This window comes from Nitrosomonas sp. Nm34, from assembly GCF_900113925.1.
GTDB lineage: Bacteria > Pseudomonadota > Gammaproteobacteria > Burkholderiales > Nitrosomonadaceae > Nitrosomonas.
Genome location: NZ_FORD01000001.1, coordinates 14,106 through 33,522, shown reverse-complemented (window position 1 = coordinate 33,522; position 19,417 = coordinate 14,106). Strand labels below are relative to the sequence as shown.

Annotated in this window: 21 protein-coding genes; 15 read left to right on the top strand and 6 right to left on the bottom strand. The window is 44.2% G+C overall.

Annotated features, from left to right (window positions below; genetic code table 11):
- Positions 1–13: 13 nt before the first annotated feature.
- The 3 genes from BM283_RS00185 (at position 14) to BM283_RS00175 (ending at position 2,171) form a co-directional block, all read left to right on the top strand.
- The gene (locus BM283_RS00185) at positions 14–472 is read left to right on the top strand and encodes a SemiSWEET family sugar transporter (protein ID WP_090687592.1); all 459 of its coding nucleotides are present in this window, start codon (positions 14–16) and stop codon (positions 470–472) included.
- 130 nt (positions 473–602) lie between these two features.
- The gene (locus BM283_RS00180; protein WP_090687589.1) at positions 603–1,400 is read left to right on the top strand and encodes a hypothetical protein; all 798 of its coding nucleotides are present in this window, start codon (positions 603–605) and stop codon (positions 1,398–1,400) included.
- 144 nt (positions 1,401–1,544) lie between these two features.
- A complete protein-coding gene (locus tag BM283_RS00175; RefSeq protein ID WP_090687588.1) occupies positions 1,545–2,171 on the top strand; it encodes a hypothetical protein in 627 nt (208 codons plus the stop codon).
- Between the two features lie 5 nt (positions 2,172–2,176).
- Here BM283_RS00175 and BM283_RS00170 read toward each other — a convergent pair whose 3' ends face one another.
- The 6 genes from BM283_RS00170 to BM283_RS00145 all read right to left on the bottom strand — a co-directional run bounded on the left by BM283_RS00170 (position 2,177) and on the right by BM283_RS00145 (position 6,858).
- On the bottom strand, positions 2,177–2,452 hold the full coding sequence (locus tag BM283_RS00170; RefSeq protein WP_090687585.1) for a YMGG-like glycine zipper-containing protein: 276 nt from the start codon (positions 2,450–2,452) through the stop codon (positions 2,177–2,179).
- Between the two features lie 44 nt (positions 2,453–2,496).
- Positions 2,497–2,889, bottom strand: a complete 393-nt coding sequence (locus tag BM283_RS00165; RefSeq protein ID WP_090687583.1) for a Rap1a/Tai family immunity protein — start codon at positions 2,887–2,889, stop codon at positions 2,497–2,499.
- Between the two features lie 31 nt (positions 2,890–2,920).
- The gene (locus BM283_RS00160; protein ID WP_217646381.1) at positions 2,921–4,252 is read right to left on the bottom strand and encodes a hypothetical protein; all 1,332 of its coding nucleotides are present in this window, start codon (positions 4,250–4,252) and stop codon (positions 2,921–2,923) included.
- A 465-nt stretch (positions 4,253–4,717) separates the two neighbouring features.
- Positions 4,718–5,761 (bottom strand): Lnb N-terminal periplasmic domain-containing protein, encoded by a 1,044-nt coding sequence (locus BM283_RS00155; protein WP_090687581.1) that lies wholly within the window; start codon positions 5,759–5,761, stop codon positions 4,718–4,720.
- A 62-nt stretch (positions 5,762–5,823) separates the two neighbouring features.
- Positions 5,824–6,270, bottom strand: a complete 447-nt coding sequence (locus BM283_RS00150; RefSeq protein WP_090687579.1) for a glycine zipper family protein — start codon at positions 6,268–6,270, stop codon at positions 5,824–5,826.
- A 54-nt stretch (positions 6,271–6,324) separates the two neighbouring features.
- Positions 6,325–6,858 carry a hypothetical protein gene (locus BM283_RS00145; RefSeq protein WP_090687577.1) on the bottom strand — a complete coding sequence of 178 codons (534 nt, stop codon included), beginning with the start codon at positions 6,856–6,858 and terminating at the stop codon, positions 6,325–6,327.
- Between the two features lie 585 nt (positions 6,859–7,443).
- On the opposite strand from BM283_RS00145, the gene gspG reads away from it, so the two are divergent.
- From gspG to BM283_RS00080, 12 genes are all read left to right on the top strand, one after another.
- Positions 7,444–7,878, top strand: coding sequence for a type II secretion system major pseudopilin GspG (gene gspG / locus BM283_RS00140; RefSeq protein ID WP_046850068.1), 435 nt, complete (start codon positions 7,444–7,446; stop codon positions 7,876–7,878).
- 9 nt (positions 7,879–7,887) lie between these two features.
- Entirely contained in the window at positions 7,888–9,072 is a 1,185-nt protein-coding gene (locus BM283_RS00135; protein ID WP_090687575.1) for a type II secretion system F family protein, read from the top strand.
- Positions 9,069–10,760, top strand: a complete 1,692-nt coding sequence (locus BM283_RS00130; RefSeq protein WP_090687572.1) for a GspE/PulE family protein — start codon at positions 9,069–9,071, stop codon at positions 10,758–10,760. Before BM283_RS00135 ends, BM283_RS00130 begins: the two co-directional genes overlap by 4 nt.
- Positions 10,741–11,586 (top strand): hypothetical protein, encoded by an 846-nt coding sequence (locus BM283_RS00125; RefSeq protein ID WP_090687570.1) that lies wholly within the window; start codon positions 10,741–10,743, stop codon positions 11,584–11,586. The genes BM283_RS00130 and BM283_RS00125 overlap by 20 nt, the downstream gene beginning before the upstream one ends.
- Entirely contained in the window at positions 11,579–12,109 is a 531-nt protein-coding gene (locus tag BM283_RS00120; RefSeq protein ID WP_090687566.1) for a PilN domain-containing protein, read from the top strand. Before BM283_RS00125 ends, BM283_RS00120 begins: the two co-directional genes overlap by 8 nt.
- Complete coding sequence (locus BM283_RS00115; protein ID WP_090687562.1) at positions 12,097–12,651, top strand: hypothetical protein; 555 nt, start codon at positions 12,097–12,099, stop codon at positions 12,649–12,651. Before BM283_RS00120 ends, BM283_RS00115 begins: the two co-directional genes overlap by 13 nt.
- 1 nt (position 12,652) lies before the next feature.
- On the top strand, positions 12,653–13,249 hold the full coding sequence (locus BM283_RS00110) for a hypothetical protein (RefSeq protein WP_090687558.1): 597 nt from the start codon (positions 12,653–12,655) through the stop codon (positions 13,247–13,249).
- A complete protein-coding gene (locus tag BM283_RS00105) occupies positions 13,249–15,540 on the top strand; it encodes a FecR domain-containing protein (RefSeq protein WP_090687555.1) in 2,292 nt (763 codons plus the stop codon). The genes BM283_RS00110 and BM283_RS00105 overlap by 1 nt, the downstream gene beginning before the upstream one ends.
- 4 nt (positions 15,541–15,544) lie before the next feature.
- Positions 15,545–16,048 carry a type II secretion system protein gene (locus BM283_RS00100; protein ID WP_090687551.1) on the top strand — a complete coding sequence of 168 codons (504 nt, stop codon included), beginning with the start codon at positions 15,545–15,547 and terminating at the stop codon, positions 16,046–16,048.
- Complete coding sequence (locus BM283_RS00095; RefSeq protein WP_090687548.1) at positions 16,049–16,438, top strand: type II secretion system protein; 390 nt, start codon at positions 16,049–16,051, stop codon at positions 16,436–16,438.
- Positions 16,432–17,079: a hypothetical protein gene (locus tag BM283_RS00090; protein WP_090687544.1), complete on the top strand. Its 648-nt coding sequence runs from the start codon at positions 16,432–16,434 to the stop codon at positions 17,077–17,079. Before BM283_RS00095 ends, BM283_RS00090 begins: the two co-directional genes overlap by 7 nt.
- 434 nt (positions 17,080–17,513) lie before the next feature.
- Positions 17,514–19,220 (top strand): tetratricopeptide repeat protein, encoded by a 1,707-nt coding sequence (locus BM283_RS00080; protein ID WP_254776052.1) that lies wholly within the window; start codon positions 17,514–17,516, stop codon positions 19,218–19,220.
- The last annotated feature ends 197 nt before the right edge of the window (positions 19,221–19,417 follow it).

The window sequence follows — 19,417 nt, the reverse complement described above, 5'->3', positions numbered from 1 at the left end:
GACGGAGGAATGAATGGAAAAGCATAAATCGGGTTTGTGGCAAGCTTCAGTACCCTCTAAAGCAGAGGTGGATAGGGCTTCTCCTAAGAGAGGCCATTTGCTTTGTTTCTTTTTCAGCGTGCTCATGCTTACTGGCTGCGGAGAATTTGCCATACGTGATGTGGATAGCTTGTTATTCCCTGGTTTTTACAGATCAGAAGTTGTCGGTTTTCTAGCAGGATTAGGAACAACTTTTGCCGCTTTGCCGGATTTGATCGGGATGCTTAAACGAAGGTCAAGTAAAGGCATGAATCCGAGGATGGCTGCCATTATGGGTACTTTCCAAATTTTATGGGTTTACTACGGGTTGTTGATCCTTTCAAGACCCGTGATCCTATGGAATATCATCGCGGTGATCACTAATTTCTTTGTGGTGGGCGCCTATTTTTACTTTGCTCGTAAAGAAAAAATAGGTCAAGGTCAACCGAGCTAATGAATTTAGCTAAATTTTATGAGCGAAGCGGTGCCACAATCTGAATGGACTGTTGGGCAAACTGGATAAGTGCAGAATTAATCTTTTTCAGACTTGGTCTATTTAAGATAAGGGATGAATAAAGTTCATTATGGATCTACAGCGATCAGCATCCATCCGCGGCGTAGGCATTGATGATATGGTTCACATCTTTAGTTTCCAGACAAAGATTAGGGTAGCAGGGCTGATCTTTCTCATCCTTTTTATGGCAGGGTGTGGAAGCGTCCAGCCTAGATGGTTAGTACGCACCACATCGACGCTATTTTCTTCCTCCTCGAATCCAACAGGCTTGGAAGGGGAAGTGGTGGCGCTGTTCACACCCTTAGCGTCGACATCCTCTCGGGGTGATGAAGCCGTATTGAGCCTATATCTTGCGGAATCCATTAAAAAAATCGTTCCCACTTGGAAGATAATGGATGCACAGCAAACAATCGCCCTGATTAACCGTCACGGCCTGACAGAAGAGTATACCCGCTTGCGCCAAGGCGTTGATCAAAGTCATATCCTGAATCGGGAATTACTTCAAAAAGTCGGGAAGAGTATAGAAGCACGGTACGTACTTCAGCCCAGATTGGCATACATTTCACAAACTATGACGGACCGTTTGGATGCGCCGGTTACTCCATTCGTGATTTTGCAGACCCGTTCTGCTGTCATGAGACTTTCCCTGCAACTATGGGACACCATCAGCGGTGAACCTGTATGGTCCTCCGCAGCCGAATCTGTCGTGGTAGGCGAAACGGCGAGCCTGGAGCCCATGTTTATCAAAGACGCTGCTCGAGCTGCATTCGGTGGTATGTTAGTAGACTTGCTGACTAAAAAAACGTCATCGGAATATAGTCGTCTGAATCATTTTCTTGACAGTTTGATCCAAGAGAAAAACAAGTGAGATAAGCTGGCGGAACGGTAGGTAAGAGCTGCCGCAGACCAGGGTAAGGCGCATTTCTTTGTGTACTTTTTTTATCTGGACTGCCGTATAACCCGACGGCATTCAACGGATTCGGGAGTATAAAATAACGATTGAGGAGGTTTCATGCTACTCCCTAAAAAAATTCCAAAATCTACTTTAATCTGGGTTGCGATATTATCCATCGTACTTCAAGGTCAAGCATCTTATCTATCAACTGGCCTAGAGGATATGGAGTGCCATCAAATCAAGGATGAAAATATACTTGACCGCTTTGAAGCTAAACAGGTCGATGTGTCTGCTGTAAATCTCAAATCGATTATCTTCAAATCTAAGGTATATCAGATTGGACCTGTGATCCTTACTCAGGACGAATTTCGTGCCTCAGCTGCTCCAGATTCCGTGTCTGAAGTAGTGGTGAAACTTGCCGATAAGCGGGCATTCGGTGTGCTGAACGGCAAAACGGTGGGCGTAGTCGTGGTGATCACTACTTTGGGCGGAACGGGTACGTTCTACGAACTTGCACTGTTAATTGAAGATGTTGAAAATATTCAAGGTTGGACGAATACTGACACTGTTTTTCTGGGCGATCGGGTGAAGGTGCATTCGTTAGCGATTGAGCGTGATCACATTACAGTTGTGATGACGATGCATCGCTCACAAGACGCGATGTGCTGCCCAACGCTCACGGTCATAAAGCACTTTGTCGTCCGGGATGACCGGCTCGTCATGGTCAGCGAAGGGACATACTAGAAACACTATCTCCTTTGCTGCCCTTCCTGATAGCCTTTTTGGTAAGCACGTTCCTCAGACTGTTTGTGCTTATCATAAACGTAACCCCCTAACAAGCCCGCGCCTGCGCCAATGGCAGCGCCCATCCCTGCATTACCTGCTATTGCGCCAATTACAGCGCCGGTTGCTGCGCCTCCTGCCGTTCCGGTCATCATTCTCTGTTCTGACTGAGTCATGCCTGCACATCCCACTATACCCATTGCCACGACTACTGCAATGACTAAACACAGAATTTTTCTCATACTATTGGCTCCTAAAAAGTATTGAATGAAATGAGCAGTAACCGTTATTCTTTACATGGAAATTTTTCTATCAAATATTTCATTACGGTATCAACGGCTCGCTCCTTCAGATATTCTGGATGAGCTTTCATCCATCCGACATAATTTGCTATGGTTTGGTTGCGTGACGGCTTAGGGTTCGGGGGACAAACCAGAGGGCTGAGTTCAGGGCTACTGTAAAAATCTTGCTGATACTGATAAACGCCCACCAGGTAGCCATGGCAGAAGTGGATGGCTTCTGTGTAAAGGGGATCTGTTGGTGAGACTGTGCATAACTCGATGATATCCTGTGCATTTCTTGCCAGAAAATTATCTTTTGTAGCAGCCTGAGATTGTGTTGTTAGGCAACCTGCCATAATAATTGTGATGAAGCATTTTTGACAAATGGTAAGAGGCATGATTTTTTCCTTCATCGGTTAAATAATTCATTCACTTATCGCCTATTTTGGTAAATTCACATCTCTCTTTAATAAGCGGCGAGGTATGCGGATTGCCGATGCCATTGGCAATCAGTGCGACCACCCGATCATCAATGAAGTATCCTACATGGGCTTCCAGTGGATTAGCAAAGCCTTTGATATCAAAGGCATCAATAATTTTGGCCACGTTGATCGTGACATTGGTGATGCTTGGGCATAATCGTGAATCCAGATATTTTTCGCTGAACTGATTGGGTATGCCATAACTTAATAAATCATTGGGATCACTGAAAGCGATAATGGATGTGTCGGTGAGCATGCGCTCCGTATAATGCGCACCTTCTGGTTTACAATAGGCTGCTTTCTGCCCCACCACCTCCGGAAGCTCTCTGCCTAATTGCAGGAGTGGAAGCTGATTGGATAGCATGAAAACGGGGACATGTTTTTCACGGAGTGCTATTATTGCTTTGGAGGTTGCTACAGAAACAGGCATGGAATTAGTCTGTTCGTCTTGTGCTAAACTTCTATACTTTTCCGGGTGCTCCAGCATATCGGCAACACGCTGGAAACCATCAATGGTGATACGACTACCGAGACTATGTGAAATCACGACATAGTCATCGCGTTCTATTTTGTCGACATGCGCATCGCCCAAGCCTCGGCAGATATGTTCCCCATCCTTGGGAAGATCTTGCCAGTATTGTGTTGCCATCCAACAGAATGATTGCGCAAATGCGGCCAGAATAAGTTGTCTGCTGCTGCCTAAATAAATAATTGGATCGGGCGTGGTGTCATTGGTGAATTCCTTTAGCTTACGATTGATTGTGGCTCTGCGAAAATCAATTTCTCCTGAAGTGTCAAATCTCAGCAGCGCTTTCTCTGGAAGAGAAAGCCTCGACCAGGCGAGTTCATAAAACGTTAACTTCTCACCGGTAGCTTCATTCAGCAGTTGGGTTGCGCGCAAATTACCCAGAGTTTTGTCAGGATACAAAGGTGAAACCAAAGTGATATTCTTGGAATCGCCCGAACGACTGTTTAAGTTTAATTCTTTGGCTAGTTTATTCAAAAATTCGGTGGAATAGCCTGGTATATGATCCCCTACACCATGCACCATCGCGACTTTGGTCTCTCCCTGTTTGTTGATGAGGTTTGGTTTAATCCCTTCAAAAGGCATGCCCTCAACGATGCAGATGCGCGTATCTTCAGTTTCAGCTTTTTCCAGAAGAGCTTGTGTTACACCCTTGCTGATGCTACTGACACAACCCGATAAGAAAAAAGTGATTGAGAGAAAGAAAATTAATCCTCTATTTTTTTTGCTCAGATAATAAGCACTTGTCATCATGATTTTATGATTAGTTGTAATTGAACAAAACTGGACACTTGATTAAGGCCATTCGGCTTTGCTCATGCCGCTTAATGACAAGTTACTTACTCCTGATGCTTTGAATTAGAAATCAATCTCAGCAGTAAGTAGCTGAAAAAACGTACCACTTGCCTTTTTAGCATGAAACAACAGGAGAATAAACTCTCTTAATTTATTCAATTCTGATACTGCTATAGCTTATTAAAATCTTCGAGCTAAAAATATACGTGCTAACACGTAAAAACGGTCTTTATGGCAAGAAAATAAAAATATTTTTGGATTGTTTATGCCAAACGTTTAAGGTTTAAATGTGTATTTTTGTTTACGGGCGAAAGGTATCCTGATACATAGGGAAAGAGAAGCATCGCTTGATGTGTAAAGTTTTGGTAAGTTGTATCATTAGCCGCAAATTAGCACACAGTCAGCACTTATCTAATGTGTGTCTTAAGGTGTCGTGGTTAGAGTATTTGTATCACTCACTCGAATAAGACGCGAAAAATCTACAGCATCATCAGCTGCCTGTGCCCGGGCATTGATATGAGAGCGCTGTTGTAATTCAGGAAAAGTCAGGCCGTCAGTTTTTAATTTACCGTGTTCATATAACAATTCCGGCAGGTAGCCGCTTGCAAGAATCTTCCAGTCGAAAGGTAGCTGCGGCGGATTGACGCGATTATTCAGCCAGATACTGGTTGTACAGTTAGTCGTGAGCGTGTTGTAAAACTCGGGTTTGGTCTTTAGCTCATTGATTCTGCGCATATATTCAAGGAATAAGCGGCGACCATTTTCGATGGGGCCATTCACTCGATAAATATATGTGTTTTCTGGTGGATTTTCACGATAGTTGGTGCGTAATCGTATAATGTCGCGTTCATCAGCGACCACGTAGATAAGCTCATATTGTCGAAAGAAACCTTTGATAGAGGAATAATCTTCACTTTTCTCCTTACGTGTTTCGATGGATATGGCGAGATAGTTATCACTGGCAAAGGCGAAGCTCAAGAATATATGTGCTATGGCAGGCCCCATCCAATAAGATGCCACGATATCCACTGCCTCCAGTTTGTTTAAGTCAAAACCTTTGTCATAGTATCCAGGGGTATAATCAGTCTCGCTGCGGTAGTTAAAGTTACGAATGTTGTGTACTGTGATGAGATTGCCTTCTATGGTAGCGTATGGCAATACTGCAACATCTGTTTGCCAGTTGCGCTCATTGGAGGGTGAAATAGTGCTCCACCACATTAATAATATTAAGAATAACGCATAATAATAGCCAATAAGCGCTTGCCATCGCCAGCGTCGAAAGCTTAATGCGATTAAAGTTGATAGCGATGCAATCCCAAATGCTGCGGCCAGGATGTTACGTACTATATCGCTGTATGGACCTGAAAAAGCAAGAGCAAGAACACCCCAGCTACCCGTTGCTATTGTCAGTAAACCGAGCAATATCCAACTCACAATGCTGATAACTGGGGCTTGGGCGTTCCTCATTAGGTGAAGCCTGTCGGCATGATTTAATAGCTATGAAGATACGTCATAAGTTAATACATTTTTTATTTTAACGTATAACCCCGGCCTTCAAAGCAGGCAGCATAGGCACGCTGAAAGTGCTGTTGTTGCTGTGCCGCAGCCTGATCATTACTCGCACGCTTCTGGCGTTGCCTTACACCTCCTAACATCGTTCCGCTGACTGCACCTATTGCAGCCCCTTTGCCAGCATCACCCGCAATGGCACCAATTGCAGCGCCACCTGCTGCTCCACGAGCAGCCCCACCTATTCGTTCGCCACCCACGCTCTGCTGCCCGGACGCTGCATATTGGCTGGCTTGCATGGGATCATAGCCTGATTGGCCCTTGGCCCAAGCATAGCACTCACCCTCATCAATCTGCTGTTGTTCTACGGATTGTCCCTTTGCAGGATAAATGGTTAATTGTGCACTTGCCGGTGTACTGAGAAAGAATGCACCTATTGCTGTTAATGCTATAAATTTCTGGAGCATATTCTTTGCCTCTTCGGATTAACTTAGGATTAATTCATAATGATGACCTGAAACTTAATTTTTTGGAGTACCTTTACTTTCCTCTACTAAAACTAATGGAATGGCTTCTGCGAGTTCATACCGTACGATGGCGCGAATTTTGTTCTCGATTTGGAGGTAACGTGCAACCTTTGCACCAGGAAGGACTGCGCTAAGTTTGGGTACATATTTCCGCTTTAAATTAGCTTCCTCCATTTCGATGGCAATGGCTTCATCAATCAATTGAGTCGCTTTCTCATTTGGGACCGCACCTTTATTAAAGGCGGTGGCATAGTCGTCTATCAGCCTTGCCAGTCGCAGATTGATCTCATGTAGATCGTTCTGGTAGGCATCGTAGACAGGCCAGAATTTATTCGCTTCTTCTGCGGTCAGACTTATATTATTAGAGACTACTAATTTTTTATTCGCAGAGACCTTATCACGCAGCTCTTCCATATTGCTGACAGTACTGTTTTCCTCAACATTTTTTTTCTCGGCGTACGAGGGCAGAGTTACGGAAAAGATCAATAAAACAAAACACAACAGGTGAGTTAAATATTTGTTGTTCATATTCTTTTCCTTTTTTAAAAATGGAAATTAGTAGAGCCGAACTATGTGTAAGATTTATTTTTTAGCGAGCAACGATTGCTCTAGTAAAAGTAGACCTTAGCCTCCAGTTTGAGTTCACTGTGGTATCATTTTTATAATGGAACGGATAATTACTCACTCATATTACCTAAATAGAACCGAAAGAGTAGTTGTGCATCTTATGCTTTCAGATCAGTTAACTATGTCATTCTATTAAGGTGTCGGTACGAACCAAGACAAATTACAGGACAATAAAAAATTTCTTTTATGTCTCTACCCATTTTTCATTATGATGTGATTGACTAAAATTGACATAATGAATAATAGTCTTTATATCCTCTGAAAATATTAAGTAGGGAAATGCTGATTGGTTAAAAGGATTAGATTTGTTAATTAAATTCACGCTTATTTCTTACTTACCGGAAACTTTTATAATGAAAAATCTGGTTTAATATTTCTAGGATACACTGTGTCTTTCGCGCACTATTGATGCTAAATGGCATATCATTGTCTGTAATTGCACTGTTTATCTAACAAATCAAAATAGTAACAGTTGAGAGGTTAATAATGGAGTATTACTATAAAAATTCGCGTAAAAGTGGTATTCGTGGGTTTACATTGCTTGAGTTACTGGTTGTGATGGTCATCATAGGTTTGCTGGCTGCCTATGTTGGCCCCAAATATTTCTCGCAGGTGGGGAAGTCAGAAGTCAAAATGGCGCAAGCACAAATTGATTCGCTTGAAAAAGCCTTGCATCAATATCGTCTGGATGTGGGCAGTTATCCCACTACTGAGCAAGGATTAAGTGCACTCGTGACACGACCTGGTAATGAGATAAAATGGCAAGGTCCTTATCTTGGTAAAGCACCTCCACCTGATCCTTGGGGAAAACCCTACCAATACATGTATCCGGGTGAGCATGCAGAGTTTGATCTTTTTTCTTTAGGAAAAGATGGGCAGCCAGGCGGTACAGGGGATGCTGCCGATATTGCCAACTGGTAGAAAGAATCCATGCGTTATACTGTAAAAGCGATTCTCGCCAAACAAGGTACAATATCTCTCGAACTGGATGCAGCTAACGAACAGGAGGCTCGACAGCAGATAGCTGCTCAAGGCGGGATGGTGCTGAGTGTGCAACGGAACTTCGCGGGTTGGTTTCCCAAATCCAGAACACGTTTTCCGCTCACCCATTTCAGTCAGGAGCTTCTCTCTCTGTTAACAGCAGGCCTTAGCCTGGTAGAAAGTATCGAGACACTTATTGAGAAAGAAGAGGATAGTGGCGTACGCAAGATTATCCAGGAAATTCTTGCGCGCCTGTATGAAGGGATGACCTTTTCGCAAGCATTGGAGACTTATTCTCAGATATTTCCTGCTCTGTATATTGCCACGGTTAGGGCGAGTGAACGAACAGGTGATTTACCAGAAGCCTTGACGCGGTATATCACCTATCAGACACAAATGGACATGGCGCGTAAAAAGCTGGTGGGTGCATCCATATATCCTGTTCTGCTGTTAGTCGTTGGACTGCTGGTAGCCGTTTTTTTGCTGCTTTTTGTTGTGCCTAAATTCAGTGCCATCTATGAGGATATCGGTGCGGATTTACCCTGGTTGTCCGTTATGCTGATCAAATGGGGGCGCTTGGTGCATGAAAGTGGCTGGATGATAGCGGGCATCTTTACCGCTATGCTGGCGCTAGTTACCTACAGTTTCACCCGACCTGCATTTCGAGCGCGTTTAATGCAGTTGTTATGGAAAATTCCAGCGATCGGTGAGCGGATGCGGATTTATCAGCTCGCCCGGTTTTATAAAACGCTGGGAATGTTATTGCGAGGTGGCATTCCGATCACAAAAGCATTGGAAATGGTGAGCAATCTTTTACAGCCGCATTTCCGGCCAAGGGTCATCGCAGCAGCAAACCATATCCGTGAAGGTAAAACTATCTCGAGCGCAATGCAAATAGCAGAGCTGACGACGCCCGTAGGAAGCCGGATGTTACGAGTAGGTGAGCGAACCGGGCTCATGGGGGACATGATGGAGCGGATCGGTGGTTTTCATGATGAAGAAATCGCTCGCTGGGTCGAGTGGACAACTAAGTTAATCGAGCCGCTATTGATGGCAGTTATCGGCACAGTGATTGGTGGTATCATTATTTTAATGTATATGCCTATTTTTGAGTTGGCAGGAAGTATCAATTGATTGAAGCGAATTCTCAGGCTGTTACAAAGCCATCTATCGATATACATCAGCTTGGCCAGGCGCGCCAACAGGCTTTAGCCCAAAAAAGCTCTGTCATCAAAATATTAGAGGAAGTATATGGCTACTCATCCAGTGAGCTAATGGTCGAATTGGGTCAACTCCTGCAGATGCCGGTGATCCAGATGGAAGATTTGCATAAATTGCATCCTGCTTTTGAGATTTTACCCTTTGCAGAAGCAGTCAAACAGGAATGTGCTTTATTCCATAAAGATCAAGAGTACTTGCTTGCGGTAGCCGATCCATTTTTACCTAATTTACATGCTTGGGCAGATGAATATATTGCAGTCGGTGTGACGTGGTATTTAGTGCATCCGGCTGATCTATCAGCATTTTTCTCCCAGCAAGAAAAGAATATGCGGGCGATGGATAATGTGTTGCCAGCGGAACAGCAGGGAGTGGCGCAGGCGGGTATCGAAAATTTGTCGTTAAAGACCATCCATGAAGGTACAAGTAAGGTCGTGAGGCTGGTTCACTCTACCTTATATGATGCCCATAAATCGATGGCAAGCGATATTCATCTGGAAACGATGCAGGGGTCATTAGCGATAAAATACCGAATTGACGGGGTATTGACCACCATTGGTGTGATGCAAGGCCATGATTTGGCCGAGCAGGTGATTTCGCGTATCAAGGTGATGTCTGATCTCGATATTGCAGAGCGCCGAATTCCTCAGGATGGTCGCTTTAAAGTTTCCATTCAAGGACGAGAGATTGATTTTCGTGTATCGATCATGCCGAGTATTTTTGGTGAAGATGCGGTGTTACGGATCTTAGATAGAGAGGCGCTTACCGATCATGTAGAAGGTTTGACATTGAACCAGCTGGGATTCAATCAGACAGCCATTACGAGCATCCGCCGGTTGAGCTCGGAACCTTATGGCATGCTGCTGGTAACCGGGCCTACCGGAAGCGGCAAGACCACTTCCCTTTATGCCGCCATCTCAGAAGTAAATCGCGGCGATGACAAAATTATCACGATTGAAGATCCGATCGAATATCAGCTACCCGGTGTTCTTCAGATTCCGGTCAATGAAAAAAAAGGGCTTACCTTTGCGCGAGGATTGCGCTCTATTTTACGGCATGACCCAGACAAAATTATGGTGGGTGAAATCCGTGATGCCGAAACAGCCCAGATTGCGATACAGGCTGCACTAACCGGTCACCTTGTTTTTACCACGGTGCACGCTAATAATGTATTTGATGTGATCGGAAGATTTTCTCATATGGGAGTAGATCCCTATAGTTTCGTTTCAGCCCTGAACGGCATTGTGGCGCAAAGATTGGTGCGTTTGTTATGTCCTCAATGCATCATTGATGAGCATCCTGCGGATCAACTGATTGCGGAATCTGGCATTCCTCAAGAAGAAGTAGAACATTATCACTTCCGGTTCAGCAAAGGATGTGGCCAATGTCGTGGCAGTGGTTATCGGGGGCGGAGTGCGATTGCCGAGATACTGCTGTTAAATGATGAGATTCGTGAATTGATTATTGCGCAGGCTACGATTCGCCGGATCAAAGAAGCAGCTAAACAGAATGGTACCCGTTTTTTACGTGAAGCTGCACTTGAGATGGTTAAAACAGGACAGACCAGTCTGCAGGAGGCTAATCGTGTCACTATTGTGGCGTGATCGGATTCAGGTTTTTTTTGCGCCTGGTCGTGTGGATATGGTGAGAACGTTCCGGGGCACGAAATCCAGACAATCGCCCAGAATTTCACAAGTACATGGATATCTACAAGATACCGCCATGTGGAAGAGATCCTTACAACAGCTTGAGCAAATGATTGAAAAAGAAAATATGGCATCAAGTTTGAAGGGTGCTGAGCTGATCATCACGCTTTCCAATCATTTTATACGTTATGTGGTGGTTTCACCTCAGCAAGAAATTACTGGCCCGGCCGAGTTATTTGCTTATGCCAATTTTCGCATGCGGGAAGTCTACGGAGAACGAGTCGATGATTGGATTGTGAGTATAAGTGATGAGGATCCCTATCAAGGTACACTGTGTGCTGCGATCACCCGTGATCTATACAGTGAGTTTGAAGCACTGGTTTCTCGTCATCGCATGAAATTAAGACGAATCGAACCTTATCTGACAACTGCTTTCGATCAATGGTGTCAATCGTTTAATGATAAGCGCTTCTGGTTTGTAGTCATCGAGCCAGAGCGGCTGTGTATGATTTTATTTTCCAACAGCGAGTGGAAGGGAATACGAAATCAGCGTGTCGTGCATTCGATTGAAACCGAGTTACTTGCTGCACTTGAGCAAGAGGCTATTAATTCCGGCTATCGGGAACCTATTGAACAGGTGTATCTGCTTGCACCTGAAAATCCGGATTTGAATTTGCCCACCGATAAAGGATGGCAATTTGCCTGCTTACCTACTGAGAAAATACCGGTACCACTTCACTTTCCTTCTTTTAGTGTAGCTGATAGTGAGGCAGGACATGCGTGACCTGAAACTGAAATTTCCTTATATAGCGCAACAAGCGCGTTATATCGATTATATTTTGCTGGGATTAGGTTTCATGATCTTTATTGCCTGCTTTTATCAGCTGAAATCAGTCATGGAAGAAGCGGCGCATTGGGAAGCACGTATCGATCGTCTTGAGCAACAACAACAGCATAACAAGACACCGAGAACGCCGGTTGCACGAATTACTCAAGAAACACAAAAGGAGCTTAAACAGGCAAAGGAAGTGTTGCGACAAATCAATTTGCCTTGGGAAGCGTTATTTGATTCCTTGGAATATTCGGTAAGCAAGGAAATTGCATTATTATCTGTGCAACCGAATGTAGCTAATCGAGCGATACGGGTTGCAGGTGAAGCGAGGAATTTAGCAGCATTGACTGATTTTGTCGAAGCGATTGAGCGAGAAGAAGTGTTTGAAAATGCATATGTGATCAACTATAAAGTGAAGCAAGAGAATCCCCATCGACCAATTGCTTTTTCTGTGGCTACAACATGGATCGATTGACCGTAGAAAGACAGCTGATTCAAATACGCTGGCAAATAACACGACTTAATCTAATCGGAAAAATAGGCTTGGGATTGTTTACCCTTTCGGTCGTCTTTTTCTGGGCGGCTGTTTTGCCACAAAAAGAGAACGTCCTTAAACTTAAGGAACAAGCCGCCTCAATGCAGCAACGAACGCAAGCTGAAGCTGCCGTAACCACAAAGTTAGATGATAATCAGGCCTTACAAGTTTTTTATGATTTTTTTCCGAGTATCGACTCCTCACCTTACTGGATCAAGGAATTAGACAGGATTGCTAAAAAGCACAAAGTTGAGCTAAGTCGCAGTGATTATCGGTTGATGCAAGAGCAGGATTCAAAATTGGCTCGCTATGAAATGATTCTGCCCGTTCATGGCAGCTACCCTCAAATTCGTGCTTTTATTGCCGATATGCTGGAAACCATCCCCGCAATAGCTTTGGTTGATATCGCGCTCAAACGTGAAAATATTAAATCGGGCAAACTGGATGCCCGGCTTAGCGTGAATCTATATCTGCACGGTTGAAATGGAAAAACAGGCCACCAATATTCGCAGGTTGATTCTGGGCGCTGCGCTCGTGGCAACACTCTTTGCAGTGATATGGATCGAGGAGAATGATGCTGACATAGAAGAGACTGTCCAGCCCATTCTACCCACTAAGCCTGCATCAAAAAGTGTAAGTACAGCTGGCAGAAAAAGTGACATGGGTCATCTACAAGTTGATCAATTGGGGCAACGAAAATTCAGTGCTGAAGCGGATGATATCTTTGCCTCTGCTTCCTGGGAACCGAAGCCGCCCCGTGCTGATCTTTCTCAGTCTCCATTTGGCGGCGCCGGTGGTGCCGGTGGTTTGAACCAAGCCGCCAAATCTGCGCCTGTTCGTGCGCCTCCTCCTACAGCGCCTCCTCTGCAATTTAAATATATCGGCAAACTTATGGAAGGAAAGCGGACAAGTGTATTTCTTTCCATGGGGGATGATTTCTATATTGCAAAAGTAGGGGGACGTATCGAGAAAAATTATCGGGTCGATAGGATTAATGATGATGTAATCGAATTTACCTATTTACCATTGGGGATCAAACAAAAGCTTCTTATCAATAACAATAATCCTGGAAAGTTTTAATGAAATCAGTTGGATTTTTCTTCATTGTTTTGCTGCTGACACTATTAACGAGTTGCGCGCAATTAGCTACCAGAAATCGGGCATTTCTAGAAGGCCAGCAACTGATTGCGCAAGGTCAACTTGATGCAGGCTTGAAGAAACTTGAGCAGGCAGCTTATGAAGAGCCTGATAACAGAGAGATTCGTACAGTATTGACACGACAGCGTGAGGCGATCGCCAATCAAATACTCAATGAGGCGGAAAATGCGCGGGCAGCGGGGAATTTTGATGTTGCTGAACAGCAATACCGCCATGTGCAGGAAATTACTCCTAATAGCGAGCGCGCCAAAGCAGGATTAGAAGGGCTGTATCTGGATCGGCATCAACAATTGTTTATTCATCAAGCCAGAGAGTCGCTCGCTCGAAATGATGTGGAAGGTGCTGAGGCGGCCGTGCGCGCGGTGTTACAGGAAAATCCGATGAATGCAGATGCGCGCCTGTTAATTAGGGAGATCAATCAGCGTCTTAGCCGGGCTGAAGAACCTGGACTGGCATTAATGACCACTTTTGATAAACCTATCACAATGGAATTTCGCGATGCCAGTTTGAAAACGATTTTTGAGCTGATATCACGCACCGCAGGGATCAATTTTATTTTTGATAAAAGTGTTCAGCAGGAGTCGAAAACGTCTATTTTTGTACGCGATAATAGAATTGAAGATGTTTTAAAATTGCTGTTAGTCACTAATCAGCTTGCTTACAAAATATTGAATGATAATTCGTTATTGATTTATCCGGATACGCCGGCCAAACAAAAAGAATATCAAGAGCTTGTGGTGCGCAGTTTCCATGTGGTCAATACCGACGTCAAACAGATGGTTTCGATGATCCGCGGATTGGTCAAAGCTAAGGATATTTACGTTAACGAGAAACTCAATCTTTTTGTGATGCGCGATACGCTGGAAGCGATTCGTTTGGTAGAACGACTGGTTGCCATCAATGATTTTCCTGATCCAGAGGTCATGCTTGATGTAGAAGTCCTGGAAGTTAACCGCAACAATGTAGCCAAGCTTGGGCCTAATTTTCCAGGAAGTATTACTTACACTCCTAATCCCGGTGGCACTGACGCAAGCGGTAATCCCATTGCGGCAGCGGCTACAACTGCACTTGATCAGATGACCTTTGGCTTAAAGAATTTTTCGGTCAGCAACCAGGTCGTGATTGATTTAAGAAAAGATCTTACCTTTAATGACCTGCTGGCTAATCCGCGTATTCGTGTCAAGAATCGCGAGAAAGCTAAAATTCTGATTGGTAGCAGACAACCTATCATCACTTCCAATGTCACGGGAACTGCGGCTACCGTATCTCAATCGGTGACTTTTATCGATGTAGGATTGAAATTGGAAGTTGAACCTGTCATTTCTCCGAATAACGAAGTGGCCATCAAGGTGATGCTTGAAGTAAGTTCGATAACGGGTTTCGAAGCAGGTACAACGGCGGGGAGTCGGTTCCCTGTCGTGGGAACACGGACAGCAGAGACTTTACTGTCCTCAAACGATGGTGAAACGCATGTGTTGGCGGGCTTGATTAACGACGATGATAAAAGAAGCCTGGGGGGGATACCGGGATTGATCGATACGCCGATCCTGAACAGGCTATTTGGGAATCAAAGTCTGAATCGTCAAAAGACGGAGATTATATTGTTAATCACTCCGCGCATTGTACGTAACGTCACGCAGCCGACCAAACTGGAGAGCGAGTTTTATTCTGGCACGGCCAATGCGGCTGGAAGATTGCAGACATCTATTCGTAAGACATTGCCACAATCCCTGGCCTTGACCCCTTCCGGGCCGGCATCAGGTGCTCGCTCTGTTTTTGGAGGAGCACAGCCGACACCGTCAACGTCAACGGCTGAATCTGCTCCTAATCCATTTGCTGCAGCGGCTGCGCAACAAACTGGTGGAGCTTCTCCATCACTTACCTTGTTAGCCCCGACCACTGTGCCCATGGATCGAGAATTTACCGCAACGGTGAGACTGGTTACCCAGAAAACCAATCTGGTGAGTGAACTTAATCTGACATACGATAAGGACCTGCTGGAAGCGCTGGATGGCGGTGAAAAATCTGGAGTTCGGACTATTAAGCTGGGGAGGGAAGAACCAAGTGGAATGACAACGGTCTTACGTTTCAAAGCGGTCAGTCCCAATCCGGGGACTGCAGAAATTGCTGTTCAAAGTTTGACAGCACAAGACGACAAAGGAAATCCGGTTGAAGTGAGCTTGCCTCCTCCCGTAAGTGTCGAGATCCAATAGTAGTATGCGAAAACGAAGCTCAGGATTGATAACAACCTCTCGTGGATTCACTTTGGTCGAATTGATGGTGGTGGTGGCTATCGTCGCTACTTTAGCTACTGCAGTGATGCCGTTACGTGAGATTGCTGTTAAGCGTGAGAAGGAACAAGAATTACGTGTTGCCTTGCGGCAAATTCGTACTGCAATCGATGCTTATAAACAGGCTGCGGATGAGGGACGAGTGGAAAAGAAAGCAGATGAGGTGGGTTATCCCCGCAAATTGGAAGATCTGGCGAAAGGTGTGCCCAATATAAAGGATCCTAAAAAAAATATGATTTATTTTTTGCGACGTTTACCCCGTGATCCTATGTTTGCCGATGAAGATATGGATGTACCTGACGCTGACACGTGGGGAAAGCGTAGCTACGAGAGCCCACCCGATAATCCGGAAGAAGGCGACGATGTGTTTGATATCTATTCGCGCTCCAGTCAAAAGGGGCTGAACGGGATTCCTTATAATCAGTGGTAAATGAAAATACTTGATTTTTACCGGCGCGCCGGTTTTACCCTCATTGAGTTATTGGTCGTCATGGCAGTGATTGCTACTTTACTCAGTATTGTTGCCCCGAGATATTTCAATTCAGTCGATCGGGCTAAAGAGGCTGTATTGCGACAAAATCTGAGTATCGTGCGTGATGCGATTGATAAATTCTATGCTGATAGGGGAGTTTATCCGCTTAATCTGGAGCAATTGGTGGAAGAGCGTTATATTCGTGCTATTCCGATTGATCCAATTACCGACAGTGCTTTAACATGGATTGAAATTCCTCCGCCTGGTGAGGAGGTTGAAGGCGTATATGATCTACACAGTAGCTCTGATAAGCAGGCATTAGATGGAACATTTTACGATAAATGGTAAAAAAGAACCGCGCTAGCTATCCCTGTGGAGAAGAAGGTTATATCTATCTCTGGACGTTATTTGCGGTTGCGCTGGCAGGGGTGGGACTGGCAGGTGTTGGTCCAATGTGGCAAATTGAATCCCAGCGAGAAAAAGAAATGGAGCTACTCCATGTGGGGGATCAATTCAGGCGTGCAATTGAATCGTATTACCTCAATTCCAGTGGAAAAGCGAAACGGTACCCAGAATCACTAGAGCAATTACTCGAGGATAGGAGTTCATTGATAGCCAAACGTCATCTCAGAAAAATTTTCCTTGACCCAATGACCAACAGTCATGATTGGGGGTTAATTGAGCAAGCAGGGTCGGGAATTACAGGTATATATAGTAAATCGGACAAAATCCCGCTCAAGCGCACAAATTTTCCAGAACAATATTCCACATTTTCAGAAGCAAAAAGTTATCAGGATTGGAAGTTTGTTCATGCTGGCGGGGGGACGGGCGGAACAGATTCACAGCGATCAAAAACACCTAAATCGGGTGTGCAAGGTGCTCCCGCTACCAATCCTTTTGCTAGTGATAAGGCTACAGCAGGTTCTAATCCTCTTTCCCCAAGCCAGCCAGCAGATAGCACTAATCCATTTACACAAAATTCTCAATGATCGCGTAATCAATCTTGAGAGATTCTTTTTAAGGAAAACACTGAATATGTTTTTTAATAAATGAGCTACTCCATAGGTAGAGCTCTAGAACTTGCTTATTAGCCGGTATAGTTTGTTTTCTGGGTCCCCTCTGCTTGCTTTTCTTACTGTCATCCCATTTCCAAATCAAAAATGACACGAAGGCAAGTCGCAGACAATATAGATAATATGGTAAGGTGAAGCCGGCAAAGCCAGTTTTGATTTGGAAATGGAATGAGATGACGGCAAATTTTAAATGCATAAGTTAATGTGTTATATGGCGTATCAAAGATACGCCTACACATTGTGATCGTTAGCTATACTGTGATAACGCTTAAATATGCCGTAGTATAAGAACTGGTTTAATTTATTTTAGTCTTAATGATTTTATTGGTTTAATTCAGATGAATTTTAGAATGCATTGGATATTGTTTTTACTCGGTCTAGCTGGATGTACCCAAATACCAAAAGTCGAAAATTCGCAAGCAGAGGAACTGGCTAGTCAAAACCAACAGGGGCAATTGAAATTACCCCATCAAGAATTGACGAGCGAGTTATTATTTGATTTTTTGCTCGCTGAGACAGCATTGCAACGCGATAATCTTGAGGTGGCTGTTGAACGATATTCTAAGCTTGCCAAAGAGACACGGGATCCACGTATTGCCGAGCGTGCTACAGAGGTAGCGCTTCGTGCCCGTCAGCCTGATGAAGCAGAGAAAGCTGTTGCCTTATGGATTGAACTGGAGCCAGATTCAATCAATGCACGTCAGGCTGCTGCAGCCTTGTTTGTGAGTACTGGCAAACTTGACAAGGCACGTCCTCATCTTGTGAAACTGTTATCATCTGATAAAGAAACCGTTGATAAAGCTTTTATGCACTTAAGCAGGCTACTGTCACGTCACGATGACAAGAAAGCAGCATTGAAGTTATTGCAACAGCTTGCGGTACCTTACTCTGATTTGCCGGAAGCACATTTCGCAATTTCCCAGGCTGCCTGGAATGCTAATCAGCTTGATCTTGCGCTTGATGAAATGAAAAAAGCGTTGGCATTACGTCCTGATTGGGAAATTGCCGCGATTCATCAAGGTCGGATTTTGCAGAAAATGGCTAATGCTGAAGCGATGACTTTTTATGAAAATTATCTCGCGAAATATCCTAAAGCCAATGATATGCGAATTGCTTATGTTCGCATGCTGATGGCAGATAAAAATTTTCTTTCGGCACGCGATCAGTTCCAGAAATTAATGACGGAGAATCCGTTTAATGCTGACATCGCGCTTGCAGTGGGTTTATTATCTCTTGAATTAAATGATTTCGATAGTGCTGAAGCAAACTTTAAGAAAGCTTTGGAGCTGGGTTATGAAGATGCGAATAATCTCCATTTCAATTTAGCGCGCATTTATGAGGTGACTGAACGCCCTGACGCTGCTCTTAAAGCATATCAACAAGTAAGTGGAGGGGAACGGTATTTACCTGCTCAAATCCGTATTGCAGTTTTGCTACTTAAGAAAGAAGGAATTAATCGCGCCCGCCAGCATTTGCATCAATTAACACCGGAGAATGAGCAGCAGCGCGCCCAATTAGTTTTGGCAGAGGCACAATTATTACGAGAGGTTAATGCGCATTATGAAGTTTTTAAGTTACTAGACAAAAGTCTGGAAAAGATTCCGGATCAGCCCGAACTTCTTTACGATCGGGCTTTGGCGGCAGACAAAATAGGCAAATTTGATATCGTAGAAAAAGATTTGCGTAGACTGATCGAGTTGAAGCCAGATAATGCTCATGCCTATAACGCATTAGGCTACAGTCTTGCAGAGCGAGGATTGCGCTTACCGGAGGCATTAGCTTTAATCAAAAAGGCAGTTGAGTTATCTCCTGAAGATCCTTACATTATGGATAGTCTAGGATGGGTGTACTATCGGATGGGAAATTTTAGAGAAGGTCTTAATTATTTGAATCTTGCATTCACTACTCGTCCTGATCCAGAAATTGCCGCTCACTTGGGCGAAGTGCTCTGGGTTAAGGGGGCAAAAGAGGATGCTGAGAAGGTCTGGCGTTCTGCACTTGAGGCACATCCAGATAATGAAATATTATTAGATACCATGAAAAGATTAATGCAGTAATTTGGTTTTTAAGTAGCGTATTTTAATTAAAAGCAGCTATAGGCTGCTTGATTTTTATCATTTGCTGGATAAATGTTGATATGTTTAATACGCTCGAGTTTTATCAACGCGAAGGGTTTGTTTTCAGAAGCGAGATAAAGCGCTGCAGCTATGCGGGAAAGAAGAAATATCAATAAAAATAAATTACAAAATTAACT

Coding starts and splice junctions, on each gene's coding strand:
- BM283_RS00185 (WP_090687592.1), top strand. CDS start 14: ATGGAAAAGCATAAATCGGGTTTGTGGCAAGCTTCAGTACCCTCTAAA.
- BM283_RS00180 (WP_090687589.1), top strand. CDS start 603: ATGGATCTACAGCGATCAGCATCCATCCGCGGCGTAGGCATTGATGAT.
- BM283_RS00175 (WP_090687588.1), top strand. CDS start 1,545: ATGCTACTCCCTAAAAAAATTCCAAAATCTACTTTAATCTGGGTTGCG.
- BM283_RS00170 (WP_090687585.1), bottom strand. CDS start 2,452: ATGAGAAAAATTCTGTGTTTAGTCATTGCAGTAGTCGTGGCAATGGGT.
- BM283_RS00165 (WP_090687583.1), bottom strand. CDS start 2,889: ATGCCTCTTACCATTTGTCAAAAATGCTTCATCACAATTATTATGGCA.
- BM283_RS00160 (WP_217646381.1), bottom strand. CDS start 4,252: ATGATGACAAGTGCTTATTATCTGAGCAAAAAAAATAGAGGATTAATT.
- BM283_RS00155 (WP_090687581.1), bottom strand. CDS start 5,761: ATGAGGAACGCCCAAGCCCCAGTTATCAGCATTGTGAGTTGGATATTG.
- BM283_RS00150 (WP_090687579.1), bottom strand. CDS start 6,270: ATGCTCCAGAAATTTATAGCATTAACAGCAATAGGTGCATTCTTTCTC.
- BM283_RS00145 (WP_090687577.1), bottom strand. CDS start 6,858: ATGAACAACAAATATTTAACTCACCTGTTGTGTTTTGTTTTATTGATC.
- gspG (WP_046850068.1), top strand. CDS start 7,444: ATGGAGTATTACTATAAAAATTCGCGTAAAAGTGGTATTCGTGGGTTT.
- BM283_RS00135 (WP_090687575.1), top strand. CDS start 7,888: ATGCGTTATACTGTAAAAGCGATTCTCGCCAAACAAGGTACAATATCT.
- BM283_RS00120 (WP_090687566.1), top strand. CDS start 11,579: ATGCGTGACCTGAAACTGAAATTTCCTTATATAGCGCAACAAGCGCGT.
- BM283_RS00115 (WP_090687562.1), top strand. CDS start 12,097: ATGGATCGATTGACCGTAGAAAGACAGCTGATTCAAATACGCTGGCAA.
- BM283_RS00110 (WP_090687558.1), top strand. CDS start 12,653: ATGGAAAAACAGGCCACCAATATTCGCAGGTTGATTCTGGGCGCTGCG.
- BM283_RS00105 (WP_090687555.1), top strand. CDS start 13,249: ATGAAATCAGTTGGATTTTTCTTCATTGTTTTGCTGCTGACACTATTA.
- BM283_RS00100 (WP_090687551.1), top strand. CDS start 15,545: ATGCGAAAACGAAGCTCAGGATTGATAACAACCTCTCGTGGATTCACT.
- BM283_RS00095 (WP_090687548.1), top strand. CDS start 16,049: ATGAAAATACTTGATTTTTACCGGCGCGCCGGTTTTACCCTCATTGAG.
- BM283_RS00090 (WP_090687544.1), top strand. CDS start 16,432: ATGGTAAAAAAGAACCGCGCTAGCTATCCCTGTGGAGAAGAAGGTTAT.
- BM283_RS00080 (WP_254776052.1), top strand. CDS start 17,514: ATGCATTGGATATTGTTTTTACTCGGTCTAGCTGGATGTACCCAAATA.